This window comes from Streptomyces sp. NPDC126503, from assembly GCF_040302405.1.
Taxonomy (GTDB): domain Bacteria; phylum Actinomycetota; class Actinomycetes; order Streptomycetales; family Streptomycetaceae; genus Streptomyces; species Streptomyces gulbargensis.
In genome coordinates this window covers 228,510-251,082 of record NZ_JBEORS010000001.1, presented here as the reverse complement: position 1 = coordinate 251,082, position 22,573 = coordinate 228,510, and the positions used below count along the sequence as shown (strand labels likewise).

At 73.4% G+C, this 22,573-nt stretch carries 25 protein-coding genes; 20 read left to right on the top strand and 5 right to left on the bottom strand.

The window, feature by feature from the left end:
• Positions 1-19: 19 nt before the first annotated feature.
• The 4 genes from ABTY40_RS01285 to ABTY40_RS01270 all read left to right on the top strand — a co-directional run bounded on the left by ABTY40_RS01285 (position 20) and on the right by ABTY40_RS01270 (position 2,607).
• Positions 20-1,114 (top strand): nitronate monooxygenase, encoded by a 1,095-nt coding sequence (locus ABTY40_RS01285; RefSeq protein ID WP_352057618.1) that lies wholly within the window; start codon positions 20-22, stop codon positions 1,112-1,114.
• Positions 1,111-1,854, top strand: a complete 744-nt coding sequence (locus tag ABTY40_RS01280) for a 16S rRNA (uracil(1498)-N(3))-methyltransferase (protein ID WP_352057617.1) — start codon at positions 1,111-1,113, stop codon at positions 1,852-1,854. The genes ABTY40_RS01285 and ABTY40_RS01280 overlap by 4 nt, the downstream gene beginning before the upstream one ends.
• A gap of 76 nt (positions 1,855-1,930) precedes the next feature.
• Positions 1,931-2,224, top strand: coding sequence for an ArsR/SmtB family transcription factor (locus ABTY40_RS01275; protein ID WP_352057616.1), 294 nt, complete (start codon positions 1,931-1,933; stop codon positions 2,222-2,224).
• Entirely contained in the window at positions 2,221-2,607 is a 387-nt protein-coding gene (locus ABTY40_RS01270; protein WP_352057615.1) for a VOC family protein, read from the top strand. The genes ABTY40_RS01275 and ABTY40_RS01270 overlap by 4 nt, the downstream gene beginning before the upstream one ends.
• 20 nt (positions 2,608-2,627) lie before the next feature.
• On the opposite strand, the gene ABTY40_RS01265 is transcribed toward ABTY40_RS01270, so the two are convergent.
• The gene (locus tag ABTY40_RS01265; RefSeq protein ID WP_352057614.1) at positions 2,628-2,984 is read right to left on the bottom strand and encodes a hypothetical protein; all 357 of its coding nucleotides are present in this window, start codon (positions 2,982-2,984) and stop codon (positions 2,628-2,630) included.
• A 67-nt stretch (positions 2,985-3,051) separates the two neighbouring features.
• Between ABTY40_RS01265 and ABTY40_RS01260 the strand changes: the two genes are divergently transcribed.
• From ABTY40_RS01260 to ABTY40_RS01235, 6 genes are all read left to right on the top strand, one after another.
• Positions 3,052-4,401: an ATP-binding protein gene (locus tag ABTY40_RS01260; RefSeq protein ID WP_352057613.1), complete on the top strand. Its 1,350-nt coding sequence runs from the start codon at positions 3,052-3,054 to the stop codon at positions 4,399-4,401.
• Positions 4,398-5,519 carry a tetratricopeptide repeat protein gene (locus ABTY40_RS01255; RefSeq protein ID WP_352057612.1) on the top strand — a complete coding sequence of 374 codons (1,122 nt, stop codon included), beginning with the start codon at positions 4,398-4,400 and terminating at the stop codon, positions 5,517-5,519. Before ABTY40_RS01260 ends, ABTY40_RS01255 begins: the two co-directional genes overlap by 4 nt.
• 95 nt (positions 5,520-5,614) lie before the next feature.
• Entirely contained in the window at positions 5,615-5,974 is a 360-nt protein-coding gene (locus ABTY40_RS01250) for a histidine triad nucleotide-binding protein (RefSeq protein ID WP_345283357.1), read from the top strand.
• Between the two features lie 14 nt (positions 5,975-5,988).
• Positions 5,989-6,891 (top strand): ribonuclease Z, encoded by a 903-nt coding sequence (locus ABTY40_RS01245; protein ID WP_352057611.1) that lies wholly within the window; start codon positions 5,989-5,991, stop codon positions 6,889-6,891.
• Positions 6,892-6,898: 7 nt separating this feature from the next.
• Positions 6,899-7,909, top strand: a complete 1,011-nt coding sequence (locus ABTY40_RS01240) for an adenosine deaminase (protein ID WP_352057610.1) — start codon at positions 6,899-6,901, stop codon at positions 7,907-7,909.
• A gap of 5 nt (positions 7,910-7,914) precedes the next feature.
• A complete protein-coding gene (locus ABTY40_RS01235; RefSeq protein ID WP_352057609.1) occupies positions 7,915-8,046 on the top strand; it encodes a hypothetical protein in 132 nt (43 codons plus the stop codon).
• Between the two features lie 22 nt (positions 8,047-8,068).
• On the opposite strand, the gene ABTY40_RS01230 is transcribed toward ABTY40_RS01235, so the two are convergent.
• Entirely contained in the window at positions 8,069-9,409 is a 1,341-nt protein-coding gene (locus ABTY40_RS01230) for an MFS transporter (RefSeq protein ID WP_352057608.1), read from the bottom strand.
• A gap of 253 nt (positions 9,410-9,662) precedes the next feature.
• Here ABTY40_RS01230 and ABTY40_RS01225 point away from each other — a divergent pair, with 253 nt between their 5' ends.
• The 5 genes from ABTY40_RS01225 (at position 9,663) to ABTY40_RS01205 (ending at position 14,105) form a co-directional block, all read left to right on the top strand.
• Entirely contained in the window at positions 9,663-10,778 is a 1,116-nt protein-coding gene (locus ABTY40_RS01225) for a PfkB family carbohydrate kinase (protein ID WP_352057607.1), read from the top strand.
• Positions 10,779-10,884: 106 nt separating this feature from the next.
• Entirely contained in the window at positions 10,885-11,931 is a 1,047-nt protein-coding gene (locus ABTY40_RS01220; RefSeq protein ID WP_309049533.1) for a PhoH family protein, read from the top strand.
• A 12-nt stretch (positions 11,932-11,943) separates the two neighbouring features.
• Positions 11,944-12,447: an rRNA maturation RNase YbeY gene (ybeY, locus tag ABTY40_RS01215; protein ID WP_352057606.1), complete on the top strand. Its 504-nt coding sequence runs from the start codon at positions 11,944-11,946 to the stop codon at positions 12,445-12,447.
• A 12-nt stretch (positions 12,448-12,459) separates the two neighbouring features.
• Positions 12,460-13,755 carry a hemolysin family protein gene (locus ABTY40_RS01210; RefSeq protein ID WP_352057605.1) on the top strand — a complete coding sequence of 432 codons (1,296 nt, stop codon included), beginning with the start codon at positions 12,460-12,462 and terminating at the stop codon, positions 13,753-13,755.
• On the top strand, positions 13,752-14,105 hold the full coding sequence (locus ABTY40_RS01205) for an MmcQ/YjbR family DNA-binding protein (protein WP_352057604.1): 354 nt from the start codon (positions 13,752-13,754) through the stop codon (positions 14,103-14,105). The genes ABTY40_RS01210 and ABTY40_RS01205 overlap by 4 nt, the downstream gene beginning before the upstream one ends.
• 40 nt (positions 14,106-14,145) lie before the next feature.
• Here ABTY40_RS01205 and ABTY40_RS01200 read toward each other — a convergent pair whose 3' ends face one another.
• Positions 14,146-15,549 carry an MFS transporter gene (locus ABTY40_RS01200; protein WP_352057603.1) on the bottom strand — a complete coding sequence of 468 codons (1,404 nt, stop codon included), beginning with the start codon at positions 15,547-15,549 and terminating at the stop codon, positions 14,146-14,148.
• A gap of 91 nt (positions 15,550-15,640) precedes the next feature.
• Between ABTY40_RS01200 and ABTY40_RS01195 the strand changes: the two genes are divergently transcribed.
• The 4 genes from ABTY40_RS01195 (at position 15,641) to era (ending at position 18,848) form a co-directional block, all read left to right on the top strand.
• A complete protein-coding gene (locus tag ABTY40_RS01195) occupies positions 15,641-16,528 on the top strand; it encodes a helix-turn-helix transcriptional regulator (protein WP_352057602.1) in 888 nt (295 codons plus the stop codon).
• Between the two features lie 146 nt (positions 16,529-16,674).
• On the top strand, positions 16,675-17,379 hold the full coding sequence (locus tag ABTY40_RS01190) for a hypothetical protein (protein ID WP_352057601.1): 705 nt from the start codon (positions 16,675-16,677) through the stop codon (positions 17,377-17,379).
• 27 nt (positions 17,380-17,406) lie between these two features.
• Positions 17,407-17,769, top strand: a complete 363-nt coding sequence (locus ABTY40_RS01185) for a cytidine deaminase-like protein (protein ID WP_345283382.1) — start codon at positions 17,407-17,409, stop codon at positions 17,767-17,769.
• Positions 17,770-17,897: 128 nt separating this feature from the next.
• A complete protein-coding gene (era, locus tag ABTY40_RS01180; protein ID WP_425578593.1) occupies positions 17,898-18,848 on the top strand; it encodes a GTPase Era in 951 nt (316 codons plus the stop codon).
• Positions 18,849-18,905: 57 nt separating this feature from the next.
• Here the strand turns inward: era and ABTY40_RS01175 are convergent, their stop codons facing one another.
• Together ABTY40_RS01175 and ABTY40_RS01170 are read right to left on the bottom strand one after the other, a co-directional pair.
• Positions 18,906-19,172: a protealysin inhibitor emfourin gene (locus tag ABTY40_RS01175; RefSeq protein ID WP_352057600.1), complete on the bottom strand. Its 267-nt coding sequence runs from the start codon at positions 19,170-19,172 to the stop codon at positions 18,906-18,908.
• Positions 19,173-19,192: 20 nt separating this feature from the next.
• The gene (locus tag ABTY40_RS01170) at positions 19,193-20,251 is read right to left on the bottom strand and encodes a M4 family metallopeptidase (protein ID WP_352057599.1); all 1,059 of its coding nucleotides are present in this window, start codon (positions 20,249-20,251) and stop codon (positions 19,193-19,195) included.
• A 296-nt stretch (positions 20,252-20,547) separates the two neighbouring features.
• On the opposite strand from ABTY40_RS01170, the gene leuA reads away from it, so the two are divergent.
• Positions 20,548-22,323, top strand: a complete 1,776-nt coding sequence (gene leuA / locus ABTY40_RS01165) for a 2-isopropylmalate synthase (protein ID WP_352057598.1) — start codon at positions 20,548-20,550, stop codon at positions 22,321-22,323.
• Positions 22,324-22,573 lie beyond the last annotated feature (250 nt).

Genomic DNA, 22,573 nt, shown 5'->3' with positions numbered 1-22,573 from the left:
GGCATGACACGATGCCCGTATGTCCACCACCGCACTGAACGATCTCTCCCGGTTCCCGATCGTGCAGGCCCCCATGGCGGGTGGCGCCTCCTGTCCCGAGCTCGTCGGGGCCGTCTGCGAGGCCGGGGCGCTCGGCTTCCTCGCCGGCGGCTACAAGACCGCCGGCGGGCTCTACCAGGAGATCAAGCGGGTCCGCGGGCTGACCTCGCGGCCCTTCGGCGTGAACGTCTTCATGCCGCAGACCGGGCGGCCCGGTGACCCGGCCGCCGTCGGGATCTACCGGCACCAGCTGGCCGGCGAGGCCACCTGGTACGACACGGTGCTCGGCGACACCGACGACAGCGGTGACGACTTCTACGACGCCAAGCTGGCCATCCTCCTGGAGGACCCCGTCCCCGTCGTCTCCTTCACCTTCGGCTGCCCCGCCCCCGAGACGCTCCAGGCCTTCGCGCGGGCCGGTACGTACACGGTCGTCACCGTCACCTCCGCCGACGAGGCCCTCGCCGCCGAGCGCGCGGGCGCCGACGCCGTCTGCGTCCAGGGTGTCGAGGCGGGCGGCCACCAGGGCACGTACCGCGACGACCCGGCCGGCGAGGGCCCGCCCGGCACCGGCCTGCTCACCCTCCTCACCCTGGTCCGCGAGGCCGTCGGGCTGCCGATGGTCGCCGCCGGCGGCATCATGCGCGGCGCGCAGATCGCGGCCGTCCTCGCCGCCGGCGCCGTCGCCGCGCAGCTCGGCACCGCTTTCCTCGTCTGCCCCGAGTCCGGCGCCCACCCGTTGCACAAGCGGGCCCTGACCGACCCGCTGTTCCACCGCACCGAACTCACCCGGGCCTTCTCGGGGCGCCCGGCGCGCGGGCTGGTCAACCGCTTCGTCCGCGAGCACGGGCCGTACGCCCCCGCCGCCTACCCCGAGGTCCACCACCTCACCGCCCCCCTGCGCAAGGCCGCCGCGACGGCCGGGGACGCCCAGGGCATGGCCCTGTGGGCCGGACAGGGCCACCGGCTCGCCCGCGAGCTGCCCGCCGGGGACCTGGTGGAGGTCCTCGCCGCCGAACTCGACACCGCTCTCACCGGCCTCGCCGGCGCCCACGTTCCCAGGAGCTCCTCATGACCGCCCCCGTCTTCGTCGTCGACCCCCTCCCCGACACCCGGCAGTGCGTCCTGGACGGGCCCGAGGGCCGGCACGCCGTCTCCGTGAAGCGGCTGCGCGCCGGGGAGGGCGTGGTCCTGACGGACGGGCGGGGCCGCTGGGCCGAGGGCGTGGTCCTCGCGGCGGAGGGCAAGGACCGGCTGACCGTGGAGCTCTCGCCGGTGCGCGAGGACCCGGAGGAGGAGCCGCGCGTCACCGTCGTCCAGGCCCTGCCCAAGGGCGACCGGGGCGAGCTGGCCGTCGAGACCATGACCGAGACGGGGGTGGACGCGATCGTCCCCTGGGCCGCCTCCCGCTGCATCACCCAGTGGAAGGGCGACCGGGGCGAGAAGGCGCTCGGCAAGTGGCGTTCCACCGCGCGCGAGGCGGGCAAGCAGTCCCGCCGCACCCGCTTCCCCGAGGTGGCGGGAGCGATGACCACCAAGCAGGTGGCCGCGCTGCTCGCCGAGGCCGACTTCGCGGGCGTCCTGCACGAGGACCGCGATCACCCGAGCGAGGCGCTCGCCACCGCCGAGCTGCCCGCGAAGGGGTCGATCGTGCTGGTCGTCGGGCCCGAGGGCGGGGTGTCCCCGGAGGAGCTGGCCGTCTTCGAGGCGGCGGGCGCGAAGCCGTACCGGCTGGGCCGCAGCGTGCTGCGCACCTCCACGGCGGGGACGGCGGCCACGGCGCTGGTGCTGGGGAGGACCGGCCGCTGGAGCTGACCGCCGCCCAGGAGGACTTCCGCGGGCCGGGCCCGTCGACTTGTCATGCAAGTGAACGCTTGCCTATGGTGGAGGCATGGCCGACGACGTCTTCAAGGCACTGGCCGACCCCACCCGCCGGCGCATCCTCGACGAGCTGGCGGACCGGGACGGCCAGTCCCTGTTCGAGATATGCGCCCGGCTCTCGACCCGGCACGGCCTCGGCCTGTCCCGGCAGGCGATCAGCCAGCACCTCGCCGTCCTGGAAGCCGCGGACCTGGTCCGTACCCGGCGCGAGGGCCGCTACAAGTTCCACGACCTGAACACCGCACCGCTCGAGCGCATCATGACCCGATGGCTCAGGCCCGACGCGCCGGAGAACACCCCATGAGGATCCACCTGACCAGCGTCTTTGTCGACGACCAGGACAAGGCCCTGCGCTTCTACACCGACGTCCTCGGCTTCGTGAAGAAGACCGAGGTCCCGCTCGGCGAGCACCGCTGGCTGACCGTCGTCTCGCCCGAGGACCCCGACGGCACCGAACTGGTGCTGGAGCCGGACGCCCACCCCGCCGTGAAGCCGTACCAGACGGCGCTCGCCGAGGACGGCATCCCGGTGACCTCCTTCGCCGTGGACGACGTACGGGCCGAGTTCGAGCGGCTGCGCGCGCTCGGCGTCCGCTTCACCCAGGAACCCACGGAGATGGGCCCGGTCACCACGGCCGTCCTCGACGACACCTGCGGCAACCTGATCCAGATCGCCCAGTACGCGTAGCGGCGCGGGCCCCGGCCGCCTCAGCCGCTCCCGGCCCCCGTCAGGGCGTCGAACAGCGGCCAGCCGTCCACCTCCCGCGCGCCGTGCGCGACGGGCAGGAGCCCGCGGGCGGCGGCCAGGTCCAGGAAGCGACGCACCACGCCCGGCTCGTGGAGGTTGAGGTGACCGCCGTCCACGGCCGCCACCTCACCGGCGCCCATCGGGAAACCGGCCACGATCCGGCCGGGGCCGCCCCGGAAGACCAGCCGCAGCGCGCTGTGCCGGGCCTCCACCCGGCGCAGGGTCAGATACGTCCGGCACTCCGGGTGCGTGTGCCCGACGTTCCACAGCCAGACCTGTCCGTCCACCGTCAGCCGGCGTACGCGTGCGCGTCCCATCCGTCGCAGCCTACGCGGGCGGAACCCGGTGGACGGGCTTCCGGGCGCCTTTTCTAGGCTGACCCGCATGGCCGACGAGTCCCCCCTGATCCGCAGTCTCCGCGCCGCCGTCGCCGCCGCGCCCGGTGACGTCCCCCTGCGCCTCCATTTCGCCGGACTGCTCCTCGCCGAGGGGCGGAACGACGAGGCCGTCGCGGAGGCGGCCGTGGCCCTCCAGCACGCGCCCGGGGACGCGGACGCCCGCGCCCTGATGATCCGGGCCATGGGCATGCCCCCGGCCCCGCAGGCGCCCCCCGCACCCCAGGCCCCGGCGCCGCCCGCCACCGAGACCCCGGCCCCCGGCCCCGTACCGCCGCGGAACGCGACCGAACCCCCCGCCCCCGTACGGCCGGAGGCTCCCGAGCCGCCCGACGAGCCGCCCGCCTTCGACTGGGCCGCCGCCGAGCAGCAGGTCCAGGACCTCGTGGGCCCGCGCTTCCTGGAGGAGCCGCAGGCCGCCGACGGCGACGGCACCGCCGGGGACGCCGCCGCCTGGGACGTCGACGCGCCCGGCGCCGTACGGCTCGCCGACGTCGGCGGCATGAGCGAGGTCAAGGACCGCCTGGAGGCCGCCTTCCTCGCCCCCATGCGCAACCCCGAACTCCGCCGCCTCTACGGCAAGTCGCTCCGCGGCGGCCTCCTCCTCTACGGCCCGCCCGGCTGCGGCAAGACCTTCATCGCCCGCGCCGTCGCCGGCGAACTCGGCGCCGGCTTCCTCACCGTCTCGCTCTCCGACGTCCTCGACATGTGGATCGGCGCCTCCGAGAAGAACATCCACGACATCTTCGAGACCGCCCGCCGCCAGGCGCCCTGCGTCGTCTTCCTCGACGAGCTCGACGCGCTCGGAGCCAAACGCTCCCGCACCCACCACAGCGGACTGCGCAACGTCGTCAACCAGCTCCTCACCGAGCTCGACGGCATCGCGAGCGGCACCGGCAACGAAGGCGTCTTCGTGCTGGCCGCCACCAACGTGCCCTGGGACGTGGACATCGCGCTGCGCCGCCCCGGCCGCCTCGACCGCACCCTGCTGGTGCTGCCGCCCGACGCCGCCGCCCGCGAGGCGATCCTCCGCTACCACCTGCGCGAGCGCCCGATCGAATCCGTCGACCTCGGCAAACTCGTCAAGGTCACCGAGGACTTCTCCGGCGCCGACCTCGCCCACGTCTGCGAGACGGCCGCCGAGGCCGCGCTCCTCGACTCCGCCCGCACCGGCTCCGTACGGCTCATCACCACCAAGGACCTGCTGGCCGCCGCCAAGCAGCTCCGCCCGTCCACCGAGCCGTGGTTCGCCGCCGCCAAGAACGTCGCCATGTTCGCCAACGAGGGCGGTCTCTACGACGACCTGCTCGCCTACCTCAAGCGGAAGCGCAAGCTGTGACCACCCCCGGCACCCCGCACGCCCCCGGCGCGCCCACCGCCCTCGACCGCGCAGAGGCGCTGTACGAGGCCGGGCGGTTCGCGCAGGCCGGCGCCCTCGCCGCCCAGCACCTCGCCACCGACCCGGAGGACGCCGAGGCGCTCGTCCTGCTCGCCCGCTGCCACCACCGGGCCGAGGACCACCCCGCCGCCCTGGCCGCCGTCGACGGGGCGCTCGCCGTCCGGCCCGAGCTGCTCATGGGCTGGCTGATGCGGACCCAGATCCTGCTCGCCCTGCGGCGGTACGCGGAGGCCGAGGCCGCCGCCCAGCGGGCGGTGGCGCTCGCCCCGCAGTACCGGGGCAGCCACTACGCGCTCGGCACCGCGCTCGCCGAGACCGGCGAACGCACCCGCGACCGGGCCCGGCTCGCCACCGCCTACGAGGCGGCGCGGGCGGCGGTCACCCTCGCCCCCGAGGAGGACGCGGCCCACTTCCTGGTCGGCCTGACCGCTCAGCGCCGGGGTGACCACGCCACCGCGCAGCGCGCCTACGAGACGGCCCTGCGGCTCAATCCGCAGAGCAGCGAGGCGCACAACAACCTCTCGCTGCTGCGGCTGCGGCGCCGCTGGTTCCGGCGCGGGGCCTGGACGCAGGCCGCCGAGGGCTTCGTCGCCTCCGCCGCGCTCGACCTCCAGGACCGCAAGGCCCGCTACAACCTGGAGGCGATGGCCTGGAACACCGTCGCGGGCGCCCGCTGGGTCGCCCTCGCCGGCTTCGTCGCCGCCGCGATCGGCTCGGCCCCGCTGCGGACCGGCTCCACCGGCGCCGAGGCGGTCGTGCCCTTCCTCGTCGGCGCCGCCGTGCTCGCCGGCGCCTGGGGCGGCTGGTTCCTGTGGATGGCGCGCCGGGTGCCGCCCCGGCTGCGGCGCCCCCTGCTGCTCGTGGCCCGCGCGTGCCCGCCGGTCCTCGCCATGGCCGGGGCGGTGGGGCTGCTCGGCCTGTACTCGGTGGTCACGATGGCCCTGTGGACCTTCGACGCCGGGGTCGTGGGGGCGCTCGGGACGCCGCTGTTCTGGGGCGTCGTCCTCACCTACTGGGTGAGCCGGGCGCGCCTGAACCGGCGCGCGCCCCGGGACTGACGCGTCGCCGGGCCGCGCCGGCCCGGCACGCCCCGCGGGCCGGTGCCGGATAGCATGCCCGGGTACCGATCCACGACGGCGAGGAGGCCCGGGCCATGGCCGGAGAGCCGCAGAGCGACTGCCTGTTCTGCAAGATCGCGCAGGGGGAGGTGCCCGCGACGATCGTGCGCGAGACGGAGACCACCGTCGCCTTCCGCGACATCAACCCGCAGGCGCCCACCCACGTGCTCGTCATCCCGCGCCTCCACCACCCGGACGCCGCCTCGCTGGCCGCCGCCGCGCCCGGCGTCGCCGCCGACGTGCTGCGCGAGGCGGGCGAGGTCGCCGCCCAGGAGAAGATCCAGGACAGCGGCTACCGCATCGTCTTCAACACCGGCACCGGAGCGGGCCAGACCGTCTTCCACGCGCACGCGCACGTCCTCGGCGGCCGCGGCCTCAACTGGCCCCCCGGATAGGCCCGGTCGGTCCCGTGTCCGTACGCGAACTGGTCGTCCTCGGCACCGCCAGCCAGGTCCCCACCCGGCACCGCAACCACAACGGCTACGTGCTGCGCTGGGACGGCCAGGGCATCCTCTTCGACCCCGGTGAGGGCACCCAGCGGCAGATGCTGCGCGCCGGGGTCGCCGCCCACGACCTGCACCGGATCTGCGTCACGCACTTCCACGGCGACCACTCCCTCGGCCTCGCCGGCGTCATCCAGCGGATCAACCTCGATCAGGTCCCGCACGCGGTCACCGCCCACTATCCGGCGAGCGGGCAGCGCTTCTTCGACCGGCTGCGGTACGCCACCGCCTACCGCGAGACCGTCGACCTCACGGAGGCACCGGTCACCGCCGACGGCCCGCTCGCCGTCACCGCCGACTTCACCCTCGAAGCCCGCCGGCTCTCCCACCCCGTGGAGTCCTACGGCTACCGGCTGATCGAGCCCGACGGCCGCCGCCTGCTGCCCGAGAGGCTGGCCGCCCACGGCATCAAGGGCCCCGACGTGGGCCGGCTCCAGCGCGAGGGCGCCCTCGGCGGGGTCACGCTCGACGCGGTGAGCGAGGTGCGGCGCGGGCAGCGCTTCGCCTTCGTCATGGACACCCGGCTCTGCGACGGCGTCCACGCCCTCGCCGAAGGCGCCGACATGCTCGTCATCGAGTCCACGTTCCTCGACGAGGACGTCCGGCTCGCCACCGACCACGGCCACCTGACGGCCGGTCAGGCCGCGGCCGTCGCCCGGGACGCGGGCGTACGGCACCTCGTCCTCACCCACTTCTCGCAGCGCTACTCCGACCCCGCCGCCTTCGAACGGCAGGCGCGGGCGGCCGGGTTCGACGGCGAGCTGAGCATTGCCCAGGACCTGATGCGGGTCCCCGTACCGAAGAGATAGAACCCCCATGCCTGTACCCAAGGCCGAACTGCACCTGCACATCGAAGGGACCCTCGAACCCGAGCTCGCCTTCGCGCTCGCCGCGCGCAACGGCGTGACCCTGCCGTACGCGGACACCGAGGCGCTCCGCGAGGCCTACCGCTTCGAGGACCTCCAGTCCTTCCTCGACCTGTACTACGCCCTCATGGCGGTCCTGCGCACCGCCGGGGACTTCACCGACCTCGCCGACGCCTACCTGGAGCGGGCCGCCGCCCAGGGCGTGCGGCACGCCGAGATCTTCTTCGACCCGCAGGCCCACACCGCCCGGGGCGTGCCGTTCGGCACCGTCGTCGAGGGCCTGACCGCCGCGCTCGACCGGGCCGAGGAGCGGTACGGCGTCTCCACCCGGCTCATCATGTGCTTCCTGCGCGACGAGTCCGCCGAGTCGGCGATGGCCACCCTGGAGGAGGCGAAGCCGTACCTGGACCGGATCACGGGCATCGGCCTGGACTCGGCCGAGGCCGGGCACCCGCCGTCGAAGTTCCGCGCGGTGTACGAGGAGGCGGCCCGGCTCGGCCTGCGCCGCGTCGCCCACGCGGGCGAGGAAGGCCCGGCCGCCTACGTGACGGAGGCCCTCGACGTCCTGGGCGTGGAGCGCGTCGACCACGGGCTGCGCTGCATGGAGGACCCGGAGCTCGTCGCCCGGCTGGCCCGCGAGCGCGTCCCGCTCACCCTCTGCCCGCTGTCGAACGTTCGGCTCCGCGTCGTCGACACCCTCGCGGACCACCCGCTGCCGGCCATGATGGAGGCGGGCCTGCTGGTGACGGTGAACTCCGACGACCCCGCCTACTTCGGCGGGTACGCCGGCGACAACTACGACGGCGTGCGCGACGCCCTCGGCCTGACGCCGGACCAGCTGCGGCAGCTCGCTCGCAACTCCTTCGAGGCGTCCTTCCTGGAGGACGACGAGCCGCGCCGGGCGCGCTGCCTCGCCGAGGTGGAGGCCTACACCTTCCCGTCCGGCACACCGGGGGAGTGACGGGCATGGAACCGGTCTGGCAGGTCGTCCTGGTCCTCGGCAGCCTCACCGCGCTCAGCGTCCTGGCCTTCCTGGCCTCCCTGCTGGCCCCCCGCCTCCGCCGCCCCCGCCCGCCGGTCACCCGGCGCGGGACCTGAGGGCCACGCCCCAGGGCCCCGGCTACCCCCGGTCCGACGGGCGCGCGAGGCCGAAGGCCGATCGCGCGCGGCGGCGGGCCGGGACCGGGATCGGGGTGACGTCCTGCTCCGGGGCGCCCATCTGGGGGACCAGCGCCGTCGTCGCGGACGCCGTACCCGCGAGGACGGCGGCGGGGGCGCCGCCACGGCGCCGGACCGAGCCCGGCACCAGGGGGCGGCCGGAGGCGAGCCGGGCCACCGCCGTCATCGGGCCCGCCACCGCGAGCAGCAGCCCGCACAGCACCACGCCCATGCCCGGATAGCCGGCGGCCTCCGAGAGGAGACTGCCGGTCACCGGGCCGCAGGCCACGCCCAGCGAGGACGCCGAACCGACCAGCACCGCCCACCGGCCGCGCGGGTCCAGGGAGGCGGCCAGACCGAGCAGGTACGACAGGACCACCGGGTAGACCGCGTTCCACAGGATCTCGCCGGCCGCGAAGGCGGCCAGGTTCCCGGCCGCCGCGCTCAGCAGCACACAGCCCGCGATCAGCACCGTGCCCGCCCCGATCGGCACCGCCCGGCCCAGCCGCGCGCCGAGCGCCCCCGCCGCCGCGACCCCGGCGAGCCCGGCGCCGAGCGCCGTCGCGAAGACCGCGCCGACGGCGACCTCGGAGAGCCCGGCCTGGGTGAGCCCGATCCGGCCGCTCACCCCCCACAGCGCGTTCTGCGCCATCGACCAGCACAGGATGCCGCCGGCCAGGACGGCCCCGGCCCGCCGGTACGGCAGCGGCCCCGCCGCTCCCGCCGGGACACCGCGCGCCTCCGCCCCGGCGCCCGCCGCCGGACCCGGCAGCCGTCCCGTCACCGTCCACACGAGCGCGGCCGCGCCCGCCAGCGCGAGCAGCGGCAGCCGGTGACCGCCGCCCAGGTGCGGCAGGGTGAGGTACAGGGCCCCGGCGGTGGCGGAGACGGTGAGCAGGCCCAGCGCCGACGCCCGGTGCGGATCCCGCTGCCCGGCGATCCCCGAGGCCGCCACCGCCGTCGCCGTGCCCGAACCGCAGCCGCCGAGGACGGTGCCCGCGATCACCAGCGGCACGGCGCCGCCGACGGCGGCGGAGCCGTACCCGACGACCATCGCGAGGAGACCGGCGCGGGCCGCGCGGCGCGCCCCGATCCGGTCCACCCGGGCGGCGAGCGCGAAACCGGCCGCTGCGGAGCCGAGGAGCAGTGCCGAGCCGGCCAGACCCGCCTGCGACGGGCCGAGACCGAGCCCGGTGGAGAACCGGCCGACGACGGTCGGCAGCAGGTACGGAGCGAGATAACCGGCGGTGAAGAGGGCGACGAGGGCGACGAGGGCCCCCGGGTCGCGCGGTCGCGACGACATGGGCGTTCCAGGGAGACGAGCAGGAGGGGGGAGGAGCGCCCGGTGGTGCACGCGGGTGCGCGGGACATGTGTATCAACCGCGCCCGCGCCCGGAGAAGGCGAGGCTCCCGCTACGGCGTGTGATCCGCGACACCTTCGGTTTGCGGCCGGGCGGTCCGGGTAGCGGACTTGACTCACCTCGCGCCGTCCCCGCCTGTCCGGCGCCCCCGTCGGGCAGACTGGACAGATCCGCACCGCGACCGGGGAGCCTGCCGTGACCACCACCAGGGGAGAGCAGCCGCACCACGACGCCGACGTCGACCCGTTGGTGTGCCTGAGGGAGCCCACCGACCCCGCCTGCGACGTCTTCCTGACCGGCACCGTCTTCCTGGACATCATCTTCACCGGCCTCGACAGCGCCCCCGTGCGCGGCACCGAGTCCTGGGCGCGGGGGATGGGCTCCAGCCCCGGCGGCGTCGCCAACATGGCCACCGCCCTCGCCCGCCTGGGCCTGCGCACCTCCCTCGCCGCCGCCTTCGGCGACGACCACTACGGCGAGTACTGCTGGGACGCCCTGGAGCAGGGAGAGGGCATCGACCTGTCGCTGTCCCGCACGGTCCCCGGCTGGCACTCCCCGGTGACCGTCTCCATGGCCTACGAGGGCGAGCGGACGATGGTCTCCCACGGCCACGAGGCCCCGCTCGACGACGCCGTGCCCGCCTCCCCGCCGTACGCCCGCGCCGCCGTCGCCTCCCTGGTCCCGGGCCGCAGCGAGGAGTGGGTGGAGCGGGCGGCCCGTTCCGGCGCCAAGGTCTTCGCCGACGTCGGCTGGGACGACACGGGCCGCTGGGACCTGGCGGGCCTGGCCGACCTGGAGCACTGCGAGGCCTTCCTGCCGAACGCCGCGGAGGCCATGCGCTACACCCGCACCGACTGCCCGCGCGCCGCCGCCCGCGCCCTCGCCGACAAGGTGCGCTACGCCGTCGTCACCCTCGGCGCCGAGGGCGCCTACGCCGTCGACGGCGCCACCGGCGAGACCGCCGAGGTGCCCGCGATCCAGGTCCGCGCGCTCGATCCGACCGGAGCCGGGGACGTCTTCGTCGCCGGGTTCGTCACCGGCACCCTCGCCGACTGGCCGCTCGCCGACCGGCTCGCCTTCGCGGGCCTGACCGCCGCCCTCTCGGTCCAGGAGTTCGGCGGCTCCCTGTCCGCCCCCACCTGGGGCGAGATCGCCGCCTGGTGGCAGCACGTCCAGGGCCACGCCCGGCAGGACCCGGCCGCGCTGCGCGGCCGGTACGCCTTCCTGGAGCGGCTCCTGCCCGCGCCCGCCCGCCCGTGGCCGCTGCGCCGGGCGGTGCCGACCATCGGCTTCCGCGCCGCGGCTTCGTAAACCGCTTCGGGCTTGTCCCCGTCAAGTCGTAGGCTTGGTGACCGAGAGGTTGTCGAGCAGCGAGAACCCCGCAACGGGAGGTATGCGCAGGCCCCAGTGCCGGCCCATGACTCACACACCCACAGCCCACAACGGAGCGCCCCAGGACGGGGCGCCGGGACAGGCCCGTGCCCACTTCGCCGTCCCCGCCAAGCATCCGATGGTGACCGTCCTCGGCTCCGGCGACGCGCTGCTGCGCGTCATCGAGAAGGCCTTCCCCGGCGCGGACATCCACGTCCGGGGCAACCAGGTCAGCGCGGTCGGGGACGCCGCGGAAGTCGCCCTGATCCAGCGCCTGTTCGACGAGATGATGCTGGTGCTCCGCACCGGACAGCCGATGACGGAGGACGCAGTGGAACGCTCGATCGCCATGCTCAGGGCGAGCGGGAACGGCACGCCGGAGAGCGGCCAGGAGACCCCGGCCGAGGTGCTCACGCAGAACATCCTCTCCAGCCGGGGGCGGACCATCCGTCCCAAGACGCTGAACCAGAAGCGGTACGTCGACGCGATCGACCAGCACACGATCGTCTTCGGCATCGGCCCCGCCGGCACCGGCAAGACGTACCTCGCCATGGCCAAGGCGGTCCAGGCCCTGCAGTCCAAGCAGGTCACCCGGATCATCCTCACCCGCCCCGCCGTCGAGGCCGGCGAGCGCCTCGGCTTCCTGCCGGGCACGCTCTACGAGAAGATCGACCCGTACCTGCGCCCGCTCTACGACGCCCTGCACGACATGCTCGACCCGGACTCCATCCCCAAGCTGATGGCGAGCGGGACGATCGAGGTCGCGCCGCTGGCGTACATGCGCGGCCGCACGCTCAACGACGCGTTCATCATCCTGGACGAGGCGCAGAACACGAACCCCGAGCAGATGAAGATGTTCCTCACCCGCCTCGGCTTCGACTCGAAGATCGTCATCACCGGTGACGTGACCCAGATCGACCTGCCGAACGGGACCAAGAGCGGCCTGCGACAGGTCCAGGACATCCTCGAAGGCCTCGACGACGTGCACTTCTCCCGCCTCACGTCGCACGATGTCGTCCGGCACCGGCTCGTCGGCCGTATCGTCGACGCGTACGAGCAGTACGACAGCCGTAACGGCCGCAACGGGAAGTAGAACGCAGAGCACATGGCGATCGACGTCAACAACGAGTCCGGCACCGAGGTCGACGAGCAGGCGATCCTCGACATCGCCCGCTACGCGCTCGCGCGCATGCGCATCCACCCGCTCTCCGAACTGTCGGTGATCGTGGTGGACGAGGCGGCGATGGAGCAGCTCCACATCCAGTGGATGGACCTGCCCGGGCCCACGGACGTCATGTCCTTCCCGATGGACGAGCTGCGCCCGCCGTCCCGGGACGACGAGGCCGCGGAGCCCCCGCAGGGGCTCCTCGGCGACATCGTGCTCTGCCCCGAGGTGGCCAAGCGGCAGGGCGAGGAGGCCCCGACGCGGCACTCCATGGACGAGGAGCTCCAGCTGCTCACCGTCCACGGGGTGCTGCACCTCCTCGGTTACGACCACGAGGAGCCCGACGAGAAGGCCGAGATGTTCGGCCTCCAGGCGGCCATCGTGGACGGCTGGCGCGCGGAGAAGGGCCTGACCGGCCCCTCCCCGGCGCCGACCGTCTCCTGACCCCGCCGCCGCATGAGCGCATCGCTGATTCTCGGCGCCGTCGCCCTGGTCGTCGTGGCCTGGCTGGCCGCGTGCGCGGAGGCCGGTCTCGCCCGCGTCTCCAGCTTCCGCGCCGCCGAGGCCGTACGGTCCGGCCGGCGCGGGGCCGCGAAGCTCGCCCAGGTCGCCTCCGACCCCACCCGCTACCTCAACATGGCGCTGCTCGTCCGGGTCGCCTGCGAGACGGCGGCCGGCGTCCTCGTCACGTACGCCTGCCTGACGGAGTTCCCGGAGACCTGGGAGGCGCTGGTCGTCGCCATCGCGGTGATGGTCCTCGTCAGCTACGTCGCCGTCGGGGTCTCCCCGCGGACCATCGGCCGCCAGCACCCGCTGAACACGGCGACGGCCGCCGCCTACGTGCTGCTGCCGCTCGCCCGCGTCATGGGGCCCGTGCCGCAGCTCCTCATCCTCATCGGCAACGCGCTGACCCCGGGCAAGGGCTTCCGCAAGGGCCCCTTCGCCTCCGAGGCCGAGCTGCGGGCCCTGGTCGACCTGGCCGAGCAGGAGTCCCTCATCGAGGACGAGGAGCGCCGCATGGTGCACTCCGTCTTCGAGCTGGGCGACACCCTGGTCCGCGAGGTGATGGTGCCGCGCACGGACTTGATCTGCATCGAGCGGTACAAGACCGTCCGGCAGGCCCTCACCCTCGCGCTGCGCTCGGGCTTCTCCCGCATCCCGGTGACCGGCGAGAACGAGGACGACATCGTCGGCATCGTGTATCTGAAGGACCTGGTCCGCAAGACGCACATCAACCGGGACGCCGAGGCGGACCTGGTGTCGACGGCGATGCGCCCGGCGGCCTTCGTCCCCGACACCAAGAACGCGGGCGACCTGCTGCGCGAGATGCAGCAGGAGCGCAACCACGTCGCCGTCGTCATCGACGAATACGGCGGCACCGCCGGCATCGTCACCATCGAGGACATCCTGGAGGAGATCGTCGGCGAGATCACCGACGAGTACGACCGGGAGCTGCCGCCCGTCCAGGAGCTCGGCGCCGGGCGGTACCGGGTCACGGCCCGCCTCGACATCGGCGACCTGGGCGAGCTGTACGGCCTCGGTCCCGACGAGTACGACGACGAGGACGTGGAGACGGTCGGCGGGCTGCTCGCCAAGGCGCTGGGCCGGGTGCCGATCGCCGGCGCGAAGGCCGCCGTCGACCTCCCGGACGGGCGGGCCCTGCGGCTCACCGCGGAGTCCCCGGCCGGCCGCCGCAACAAGATCGTCACCGTGCTCGTGGAGCCCGTGGAACCGGCGGAGGCCGCGGAGTGACCCCCGAGCGGCTGCGGGCCTTCTGCCTGGAGTTCAACGGCGCCTCCGAGGAGTTCCCCTTCGGCCCGGACGTCTCCGTCTTCAAGGTGGCCGGGAAGCTGTTCGCCCTCTCCTGGCCGGACGCCCGGCCGCTCCGGGTCAACCTCAAGTGCGATCCCGACGAGGCGGTACGGCTCCGGGCCGAGCACCCGGCGATCGCCCCCGGCTACCACATGAACAAGCGGCACTGGAACACCGTGACCGTCGGGGAGCTCCCGGAGCGGATGGTCCGGGAGCTGATCGAGGACTCGTACGACCTCGTGGTCGCCGGCCTGCCGAAGGCGGTACGGCTCCGGCTCGACCGGCCCTGACGGCCCGCACCGGGCGCCCGGCCTCGGCGCCGGAGGGCCGTCACGCCCGGCGGCGGAGTCCCAGGGCCACCACGGCCGCCGTCGCGAGCACCAGGCCCGCGTCGAGGGCGAGGACCGTGCGGACGCCCCCGTACAGATCCGGGCCCGTCGTGGCGAGCACACCGAGCAGCGGGATGCCGACCGTGATGCCGACCTGCTGGGTCGTCGTCACCAGGCCCGTCACCAGACCCTGCTCCCCGTCGGGGACGCCGGACGTGGCCGTGAGGCCGTACGAGATGATCGCGGCCAGGTGGCACATCGACGCCGCCGAGACGGCCACCGCCGCGAGCAGCGCGCCGGAGGAGCTGCCGATGCCCAGGAGGGCGGCCGTGAACAGGCCCTGTCCGGCGAGGCCGAGGACCAGCGTGCGGCGGGCGCCGAGGCGGCCGATGACCCGGGGCGCCAGCGCGCCGACGGCGACCGAGAGCACGCCCTGGACGCCGAAGACCAGACCCGTGGCGAAGGAGGAGAGCCCCAGCGTCTCCTGGAGGTAGAGGGTCAGGACGAAGACGACGGTCGACATCATCGAGAAGGTCACCAGGCCGCCGAGGTTGCCGAAGGCGACCGTGCGCCGCCGCAGCATCGTCAGCGACACCAGCGGAGCCGCGTGCCGGGATTCGACCAGCACGAACGCTCCGAGCAGCACCACGCCCGCCACCAGCGTCACCAGCACGTCGGTGCCGCCGAAGCCGCGCTCGGCCGCCGTGGACAGGGCGTAGATCAGCGCCAGCAGACCGCCGGTGACGGTCACCGCGCCCGGCACGTCGAGGCGGGGCCGCTCCGGTGTCCGGGACTCGGGCAGCAGGCCCGGCGCGAGCGGCAGCACGATCACGGTGAACAGGGCGAGCAGGCCCATCGTGGAACGCCAGCCGAGGGTGTCGGTCATGACCCCGCCGAGGACCATGCCGCAGGTGAAGCCCAGCGAGAGCAGCGTGCCGGAGATGCCGAGCGCCCGGTCGCGCTGCGGCCCCTCGGGGAAGGTGGTGGTGAGCAGCGACATGCCGGTGGGCACGATCGCCGCCGCGCCGAGCCCCTGGAGCGCGCGTCCGGTGAGGAAGGACGCCGGGTTCCAGGCGAAGGTGGCGAGGAGCGAGGCCGCGCCGAAGACGGCGAGGCCGGTGAGGAAGAGCTTCTTGCGCCCGTACAGGTCGCCGAGCCGGCCCGAGATCAGCAGGAAGCCGCCCGACGGCAGGGCGAAGGCGGTCACCGCCCACTGGAGGGCCGTGTGGTCGAGGCCGAGGTCCGCGCCGAGCGCGGGCAGCGCGACGTTCAGGACGGAGAAGTCGAGCGCCACCATGAACTGGGCGGCGCACAGCACGAAGAGGATGAGCCGGGAGCGGCCGGTGAGAGCCGGTACGGGGACGGGGACCTCGGGGGTTTTTGGGGGTGAGGACAGGGTGGTCATGGCCCCACCCTCGGCGCGGGCGGCCCGGCCTGGGGAGCGGGAACTTATCCTGTTGGTCGCACCACCAGGCAGCCAGGGGGAGGAAGCAGACGTGGCCACGGCTCTCGAGAGCACCACCGCCAAGGCGCACCGGCTCGCCGAACTGCGCGAGTTCCTCCGGAGCCGGCGGGCCCGGGTGAGCCCCGCCGAGGCCGGCCTGCCGGAGGGCGGTGCCCGGCGCCGCACGCCGGGTCTGCGCCGCGAGGAGGTCGCCGTCCTGGCAGGGGTCGGGGTGTCCTGGTACCAGTGGCTGGAGCAGGGACGGGACATCACCGTCTCCCCGCAGGTGCTCGACTCGGTGGCCCGGGTCCTGCGCCTCGGCCCGGCCGAGCGGCGCCACCTGTACGTCCTCGCGGGGCTCAACCCGCCGGCCGCCGAAGTGGACCCGGAGGCGCGGGACATGTGCCAGGGCCTGCGCCGGCTGATCGAGGCCTGGATGCCGTTCCCCGCGCACATCATGGACGCCTACTGGAACACCGTCCTGTACAACGAATCGGCCTCGATCGTGCTCGGCATGCGGCCGGAGATCGTCCAGAACTGCCTGATCTCCTTCTTCACCGACACCCTCTACCGGTCCCGCTCGGCCGACTGGGAGGAACTGGCGCCGAAGGTCGTCGCCCAGTTCCGGGCGGCCTGTTCGGAGCGTCCGGACGACGAGGGCTTCCGCGCGGTGGTGGAGCAGGTCAAGGCGGCCAGCGAGGAGTTCACCCGGCTCTGGGAGCGGCAGGACGTCATGCCCGGCGGCCTCCACCGCAAGGTCCTGTCGCATCCGCTGGTGGGCCCGCTGCACATGGAGGCCACCCAGCTGCGGGTGCCGGCCCGGCCCGATCTGGTGGTGGTGCTGCACACCCCGCTGCCGGAGGTCGACACGGCCGCCAAGCTGGAGTGGCTGGTCTCCCCGGAGGGCCGGCGCGGGGCGATGTACCCGGTCGCGGGCTGAGCCGGACCGCCGTTCCGGCCGGGGGTGCGGGGGGTGCGCGGTCCGGGGGCGCCGGCGGGGCCGATATCCTCCTCGCCGGTCGTGCACCGCGTGCGGGCGTCCCGGCCTTCCGCTCATCTCCCCACCCTCAAGAGGCAGTTCACATCATGCGCACTCGCATCCGCCGCGGCCTGACCGTGGTTCTCGCCGTCTCGGCGCTCTCCCTGACCGCCGCCTGCGGCGGTTCCGCCGACAAGGGCGACAACGCGGGCAAGGGCTCCGGCGACAAGGCCGCCCCCTCCGCCACCCCTCTGACCGCCGCACAGATGAAGGCCGGCGCCCTCCAGCTCAAGGACCTGCCCGCGGGCTGGAAGGTCAGCAAGGCGGAGGACGACAAGACCGTCTACAAGGCCGACAAGCCGGAGTGCGAGGCCGTCGCGACCCTCCTCGCGGACGAGGTCGCCGGTGCCACCACGGGCGCCGACGTGGACTACGAGCGCGGCAACTCCGAGTCGCTGCTGAGCCAGCAGGTCATGACCTTCCCCGGCACCGGCGCCGCCGACTACGTCACCTCCCTCGGCACCGCGCTCGGCAGCTGCAAGGGCTTCACCGCCGAGATGGAGGGCGTGAAGATGAACATCGCCCTGGAGAAGCTCACCGCCCCGCAGGGCGCCGAGAAGGCGGAGGCCTTCCGGCTGAAGATGAACATCGCCTCCCTCGGCGTGGACCTGGAGTCCAACATGCTGGTCGCCTCGCAGGGCACCGGCCTGACCCGCTTCGCCCACGTGCCCGCCGATGCCTCCGGCCACAAGGACTTCGACGGCTTCGCCAAGCTGGCCGTCGGCACCTTCGTCAAGGGCGCCACGAGCTGACCCCGTGCCCCGACCTATGCTCGGGGCATGACACTCAGCAAGGAGCACGGCGACCTCGGCGCCGAGGACCTGAAGATCATCACCCTCGCCCGCAGCGCCCGCGCCCGCAACGGCGTGGCCGAGGGTGCGGCGGTGCGGGACGAGACCGGCCGCACGTACGTGGCGGGCACCGTCGAGCTGGAGTCGCTCAGGCTGAGCGCGCTGCAGACCGCGGTCGCGATGGCCGTCGCCAGCGGTGCCGAGTCGCTGGAGGCGGCTGCCGTCGTCTCGACCGCCGAGGCCGCTTCCGACGCGGACCGCGCGGCCGTCCGGGACCTCGGTGGGCCGCAGACCCCGGTGTTCCTCGCGGGTCCGGACGGGCAGCTGCGCGCGGCGGTCACCGCCGGCTGAGAGCGACGGGCGGGGGAGCGGCCGGGGCGGCGGTACGGCTCCGCGCCGGTCCCCGCCGCCCTCCGGATCCGGCCGCGCGGGCCCGCCCCGGCGCACCGAGTACGTGAGGGGGGCGCTCATCGGGGACAATGGCCCCCATGAGCGCTCGCAACCAAGAAACCGAAGCCGTCCACCGGGCCGGCTTCGCCTGCTTCGTCGGCCGCCCCAACGCGGGCAAGTCCACCCTCACGAACGCTCTGGTCGGCCAGAAGGTGGCCATCACCTCGAACCGGCCGCAGACCACCCGGCACACCGTCCGCGGCATCGTGCACCGCGAGGACGCGCAGCTGATCCTGGTCGACACCCCCGGCCTCCACAAGCCGCGCACCCTCCTCGGCGAGCGTCTCAACGACATCGTCCGCACCACCTGGGCCGAGGTCGACGTGATCGGCTTCTGCCTGCCCGCCGACCAGAAGCTCGGCCCCGGTGACCGGTTCATCGCCAAGGAACTCGCGGAGATCCGGAAGACCCCCAAGGTCGCCATCGTCACCAAGACCGACCTGGTCGACTCCAAGACGCTCGCCGAGCAGCTCATCGCCATCGACCAGCTCGGCAAGGAGCTGGGCATCGAGTGGGCCCAGATCGTGCCCGTCTCGGCCGTCGGCAACAAGCAGGTCCAGCTCGTCGCCGACCTGCTCATCCCGCTCCTGCCGGAGTCCCCGCCGCTCTACCCGGAGGGCGATCTCACCGACGAGCCGGAGCAGGTCATGGTCGCGGAGCTGATCCGCGAGGCCGCGCTCGAAGGCGTACGGGACGAACTGCCGCACTCGATCGCGGTGGTGGTCGAGGAGATGATCCCGCGCGAGAACCGCCCGGCGGACAAGCCGCTGCTCGACATCCACGCCAACGTGTACATCGAGCGCCCCAGCCAGAAGGGCATCATCATCGGCCCCAAGGGCAGCCGCCTGAAGGAGGTCGGGATGAAGTCCCGCAAGCACATCGAGGCGCTGCTCGGCACCCCGGTCTTCCTGGACCTCCACGTGAAGGTCGCCAAGGACTGGCAGCGCGACCCCAAGCAGCTCCGCCGCCTCGGCTTCTGACCGCCGAGGGCGTGCCGGCCGCCGGAACCCGACCCCGGGCCCGGCGGCCGGCACGCCCTAGGCGCCTTCCTTCAGAACCCTCGACACCAGGGCCCGCTGCGCCTCCGACAGGTCCGGGTCCGCGCAGTGGACCGTCAGGCCGTCGATGACGATCTCGTACGTGAAGCCGTCAGGTACGCCCCGGCCGCCCGGTTCGCCGCCCTCGTCGATCACGGCCGTCGCCAGGGAGCGCCATTCCCCGGCGTCCGGCCGGCCGGTGGTGTCCACCTCGGCCGACCGCTCGATGCCCGCGAAACCACCCGTGCGCCGCACTCGAATCCGCATGGGCCCTGTCTATCAGCCGGTCAGTCGGTCGGCACCCCCACCGCGGACCAGGCCTTCAGGACGGCCTGGATCTCCGCGCCGTCGCCGTACCGCGCCTTCGCCGCCGCCACCGTGGCCGCGGCGAACTCCGCGAACCGGGTCTCCGGCGTGAGCGTCCCGCCCGTCATCACGTCGTACCAGATCTGCCCGGCCCGCTCCCAGGCGTTGCCGCCCAGCTCGGTCGCCGCGAGGTGGAAGGCGCGGTTGGGGATGCCCGAGTTGATGTGCACGCCGCCGTTGTCCCGGCTCGTGCGCACGTAGTCGTCCATGTGGGCCGGCTGCGGGTCCTTGCCGAGCACGTCGTCGTCGTACGCCGTGCCGGGGGCCTTCATCGACCGCAGCGCCTTGCCCTCCACGTTCGGGTGGAAGAGGCCCTCGCCGATCAGCCAGTCGGCCTGCTCGACGCTCTGCCCGAGCGTGTACTGCTTCACGAGCGAGCCGAAGACGTCGGAGACGGACTCGTTGAGCGCCCCGGACTGGCCGAAGTACTCCAGGTTCGCCGTGTACTGGGTGAAGCCGTGGGCGAGCTCGTGCCCGATGACGTCCACCGGCAGGGTGAAGTCGAGGAAGATCTCCCCGTCCCCGTCGCCGAAGACCATCTGCTCGCCGTTCCAGAAGGCGTTGCCGTAGTCGCGGTCGTAGTGGACGGAGGCGATCAGTGGCAGGCCCGCGCCGTCGATCGAGTTCCGTCCGTACACGCCGTGGAAGAGTTCGAAGGTGGCGCCGAGGCCGGCGTAGGCCCGGTTGACGGTGGCGTCGCCGGTCGCCGCCTGTCCTTCCTCGCGGACCTGCCTGCCCGGCAGGTCGGTGCCGCCCCCGCAGTCGTGGATCGTGCGGTGCGGCCGGGCCTCGGCCGCACCGCCGTCCCCCCGCGCGGGGGCGGGGGACGGCTGCTGCCGGGCGCGGAAGGTACGGGCCGCGGCGTCCGCCGCGAGGGTGCGGCGGGCCTTGGCGGCGACGGCGGCGTCGGAGGAGCGGGCCAGATGTTCCAGGAGGTGGGGAGGAACGATCGTGCAGAAGACGGGCGTGTGCGGTGTCATGTCCGCAATGTGGCACCGCGTGAGCCCGCTGTCACGAGAAGTGACCAGGATTGGCGAAATGGAGTGATGAGTCACGTTTCCGTCTTGACGCCGGACCCGTCCCGCATACTGAAACGGGACGTCCGCCTCCGACGCTCCTGGGCTATGGTGACGCACATCATGCGTTTCGGGCTGCTTCTCCTTAGCTGCCGCGGCGAGGGCCTGTAGTCGTAGGCCGACCCCCTCCCCGCGGGTTTCGGTGTTGCGTTTCGACAGTCGGCCGTCCCTCCCGCAGGACCCCCGAGGAGCCCTACGCAATGTCCCCGCACCAGTCGCAGTCTCCGTTCGTCGACCGCCCGACGCCCGTCACCAACGCGACGCACCTGCAGAAGCCGTCCGGGATGCCGATCCACAAGTACCGCCCGTACGAGGCCGTCGAGATCCCCGACCGCAGCTGGCCCGACCGCCGCATCACCAAGGCGCCCCGCTGGCTGTCGACCGACCTGCGTGACGGCAACCAGGCCCTGATCGACCCGATGTCGCCCGCCCGCAAGCGCGAGATGTTCGACCTGCTGGTCCGCATGGGCTACAAGGAGATCGAGGTCGGCTTCCCCTCCTCCGGCGAGACCGACTTCGCGTTCGTACGCTCCATCATCGAAGAGGGCGCGATCCCGGACGACGTCACCATCTCCGTCCTGACGCAGGCCCGCGAGGACCTGATCGAGCGGACCGTGGAGTCCCTGGTCGGCGCGAAGCGCGCCACCGTCCACCTGTACAACGCCACCGCGCCCACCTTCCGCCGGGTCGTCTTCCGCGGCTCGAAGGAGCAGATCAAGCAGATCGCCGTCGACGGCACCCGCCTGGTCATGGAGTACGCGGAGAAGCTGCTGGGCCCGGAGACCACCTTCGGCTACCAGTACAGCCCGGAGATCTTCACCGACACCGAGCTGGACTTCGCCCTGGAGGTCTGCGAGGCGGTCTGCGACGTCTGGCAGCCCGGCCCCGGCCGCGAGATCATCCTGAACCTGCCCGCCACCGTGGAGCGTTCGACGCCCTCCACCCACGCGGACCGCTTCGAGTGGATGTCCCGGAACCTGACCCGCCGCCAGTACGTCTGCCTGTCCGTCCACCCGCACAACGACCGCGGTACGGCCGTGGCGGCGGCCGAGCTGGCGCTGATGGCCGGCGCCGACCGCGTGGAGGGCTGCCTGTTCGGGCAGGGCGAGCGCACCGGCAACGTCGACCTGGTCACCCTGGGCATGAACCTGTTCAGCCAGGGCGTCGACCCGCAGATCGACTTCTCGCAGATCGACGAGGTCCGCCGGACCTCCGAGTACTGCAACCAGATGGAGGTCCACCCGCGCCACCCCTACGCGGGCGACCTGGTCTACACCGCCTTCTCCGGCTCCCACCAGGACGCCATCAAGAAGGGCTTCGACGCCATGGAGGCCGACGCGGCCGCCCAGGGCAGGACCGTCGACGAGATCGAGTGGGCCGTCCCCTACCTGCCGATCGACCCCAAGGACGTGGGCCGCTCCTACGAGGCCGTCATCCGGGTCAACTCCCAGTCCGGCAAGGGCGGCATCGCGTACGTCCTGAAGAACGACCACAAGCTGGACCTGCCCCGCCGGATGCAGATCGAGTTCTCGAAGATCATCCAGCAGAAGACGGACACCGAGGGCGGCGAGGTCACGCCGGCCGCGATCTGGTCCGTCTTCCAGGACGAGTACCTGCCCAACCCGCAGAACCCCTGGGGCCGCATCCAGCTGCGCTCCGGCCAGACCACCTCCGACACGGACGGCACGGACACGCTGACCGTCGAGGCGGTCGTCGACGGCGTCGACACCGTCCTGACCGGCTCCGGCAACGGCCCGATCTCGGCCTTCTTCGCCGCCCTGCAGTCCATCGGCGTGGACGCCCGCCTGCTGGACTACCAGGAGCACACGATGAGCGAGGGCGCCTCCGCGCAGGCCGCCTCCTACATCGAGTGCGCCATCGACGGCAAGGTGCTGTGGGGCATCGGCATCGACGCCAACACCACCCGCGCCTCCTTGAAGGCGGTCATCTCGGCGGTCAACCGCTCCGCCCGCTGACCCGGCCCCGCCCGCCCGCCGCCCCGTCCCTTCCCGCAGGGGGCGGGGCGGCGGTGTCCCCGAGCCGGTCCGGCCACTCCGGAGGGTGATCTCATGCTCACGGCTCCGGCCACCGGGCCGGGTGCCGCACGGCCTCTCCCGGACCCCGTTCCCGCCGGACAGGGCCTTGCGGGCGCGCCCGGAGCGCCCTCGCGGGACCCCGGGAAGCGGTGACGTGTCTCGGCCATCTCCCGGGCGAAGTGCTGACGAG

What these genes read in the sequence shown, in the direction of transcription:
- ABTY40_RS01285 (WP_352057618.1), top strand. Translation starts at nt 20, where the DNA reads ATGTCCACCACCGCACTGAACGATCTCTCCCGGTTCCCGATCGTGCAG.
- ABTY40_RS01280 (WP_352057617.1), top strand. Translation starts at nt 1,111, where the DNA reads ATGACCGCCCCCGTCTTCGTCGTCGACCCCCTCCCCGACACCCGGCAG.
- ABTY40_RS01275 (WP_352057616.1), top strand. Translation starts at nt 1,931, where the DNA reads ATGGCCGACGACGTCTTCAAGGCACTGGCCGACCCCACCCGCCGGCGC.
- ABTY40_RS01270 (WP_352057615.1), top strand. Translation starts at nt 2,221, where the DNA reads ATGAGGATCCACCTGACCAGCGTCTTTGTCGACGACCAGGACAAGGCC.
- ABTY40_RS01265 (WP_352057614.1), bottom strand. Translation starts at nt 2,984, where the DNA reads ATGGGACGCGCACGCGTACGCCGGCTGACGGTGGACGGACAGGTCTGG.
- ABTY40_RS01260 (WP_352057613.1), top strand. Translation starts at nt 3,052, where the DNA reads ATGGCCGACGAGTCCCCCCTGATCCGCAGTCTCCGCGCCGCCGTCGCC.
- ABTY40_RS01250 (WP_345283357.1), top strand. Translation starts at nt 5,615, where the DNA reads ATGGCCGGAGAGCCGCAGAGCGACTGCCTGTTCTGCAAGATCGCGCAG.
- ABTY40_RS01240 (WP_352057610.1), top strand. Translation starts at nt 6,899, where the DNA reads ATGCCTGTACCCAAGGCCGAACTGCACCTGCACATCGAAGGGACCCTC.
- ABTY40_RS01235 (WP_352057609.1), top strand. Translation starts at nt 7,915, where the DNA reads ATGGAACCGGTCTGGCAGGTCGTCCTGGTCCTCGGCAGCCTCACCGCG.
- ABTY40_RS01230 (WP_352057608.1), bottom strand. Translation starts at nt 9,409, where the DNA reads ATGTCGTCGCGACCGCGCGACCCGGGGGCCCTCGTCGCCCTCGTCGCC.
- ABTY40_RS01220 (WP_309049533.1), top strand. Translation starts at nt 10,885, where the DNA reads ATGACTCACACACCCACAGCCCACAACGGAGCGCCCCAGGACGGGGCG.
- ybeY (WP_352057606.1), top strand. Translation starts at nt 11,944, where the DNA reads ATGGCGATCGACGTCAACAACGAGTCCGGCACCGAGGTCGACGAGCAG.
- ABTY40_RS01210 (WP_352057605.1), top strand. Translation starts at nt 12,460, where the DNA reads ATGAGCGCATCGCTGATTCTCGGCGCCGTCGCCCTGGTCGTCGTGGCC.
- ABTY40_RS01200 (WP_352057603.1), bottom strand. Translation starts at nt 15,549, where the DNA reads ATGACCACCCTGTCCTCACCCCCAAAAACCCCCGAGGTCCCCGTCCCC.
- ABTY40_RS01190 (WP_352057601.1), top strand. Translation starts at nt 16,675, where the DNA reads ATGCGCACTCGCATCCGCCGCGGCCTGACCGTGGTTCTCGCCGTCTCG.
- ABTY40_RS01185 (WP_345283382.1), top strand. Translation starts at nt 17,407, where the DNA reads ATGACACTCAGCAAGGAGCACGGCGACCTCGGCGCCGAGGACCTGAAG.
- era (WP_425578593.1), top strand. Translation starts at nt 17,898, where the DNA reads ATGGCCCCCATGAGCGCTCGCAACCAAGAAACCGAAGCCGTCCACCGG.
- ABTY40_RS01175 (WP_352057600.1), bottom strand. Translation starts at nt 19,172, where the DNA reads ATGCGGATTCGAGTGCGGCGCACGGGTGGTTTCGCGGGCATCGAGCGG.
- ABTY40_RS01170 (WP_352057599.1), bottom strand. Translation starts at nt 20,251, where the DNA reads ATGACACCGCACACGCCCGTCTTCTGCACGATCGTTCCTCCCCACCTC.
- leuA (WP_352057598.1), top strand. Translation starts at nt 20,548, where the DNA reads ATGTCCCCGCACCAGTCGCAGTCTCCGTTCGTCGACCGCCCGACGCCC.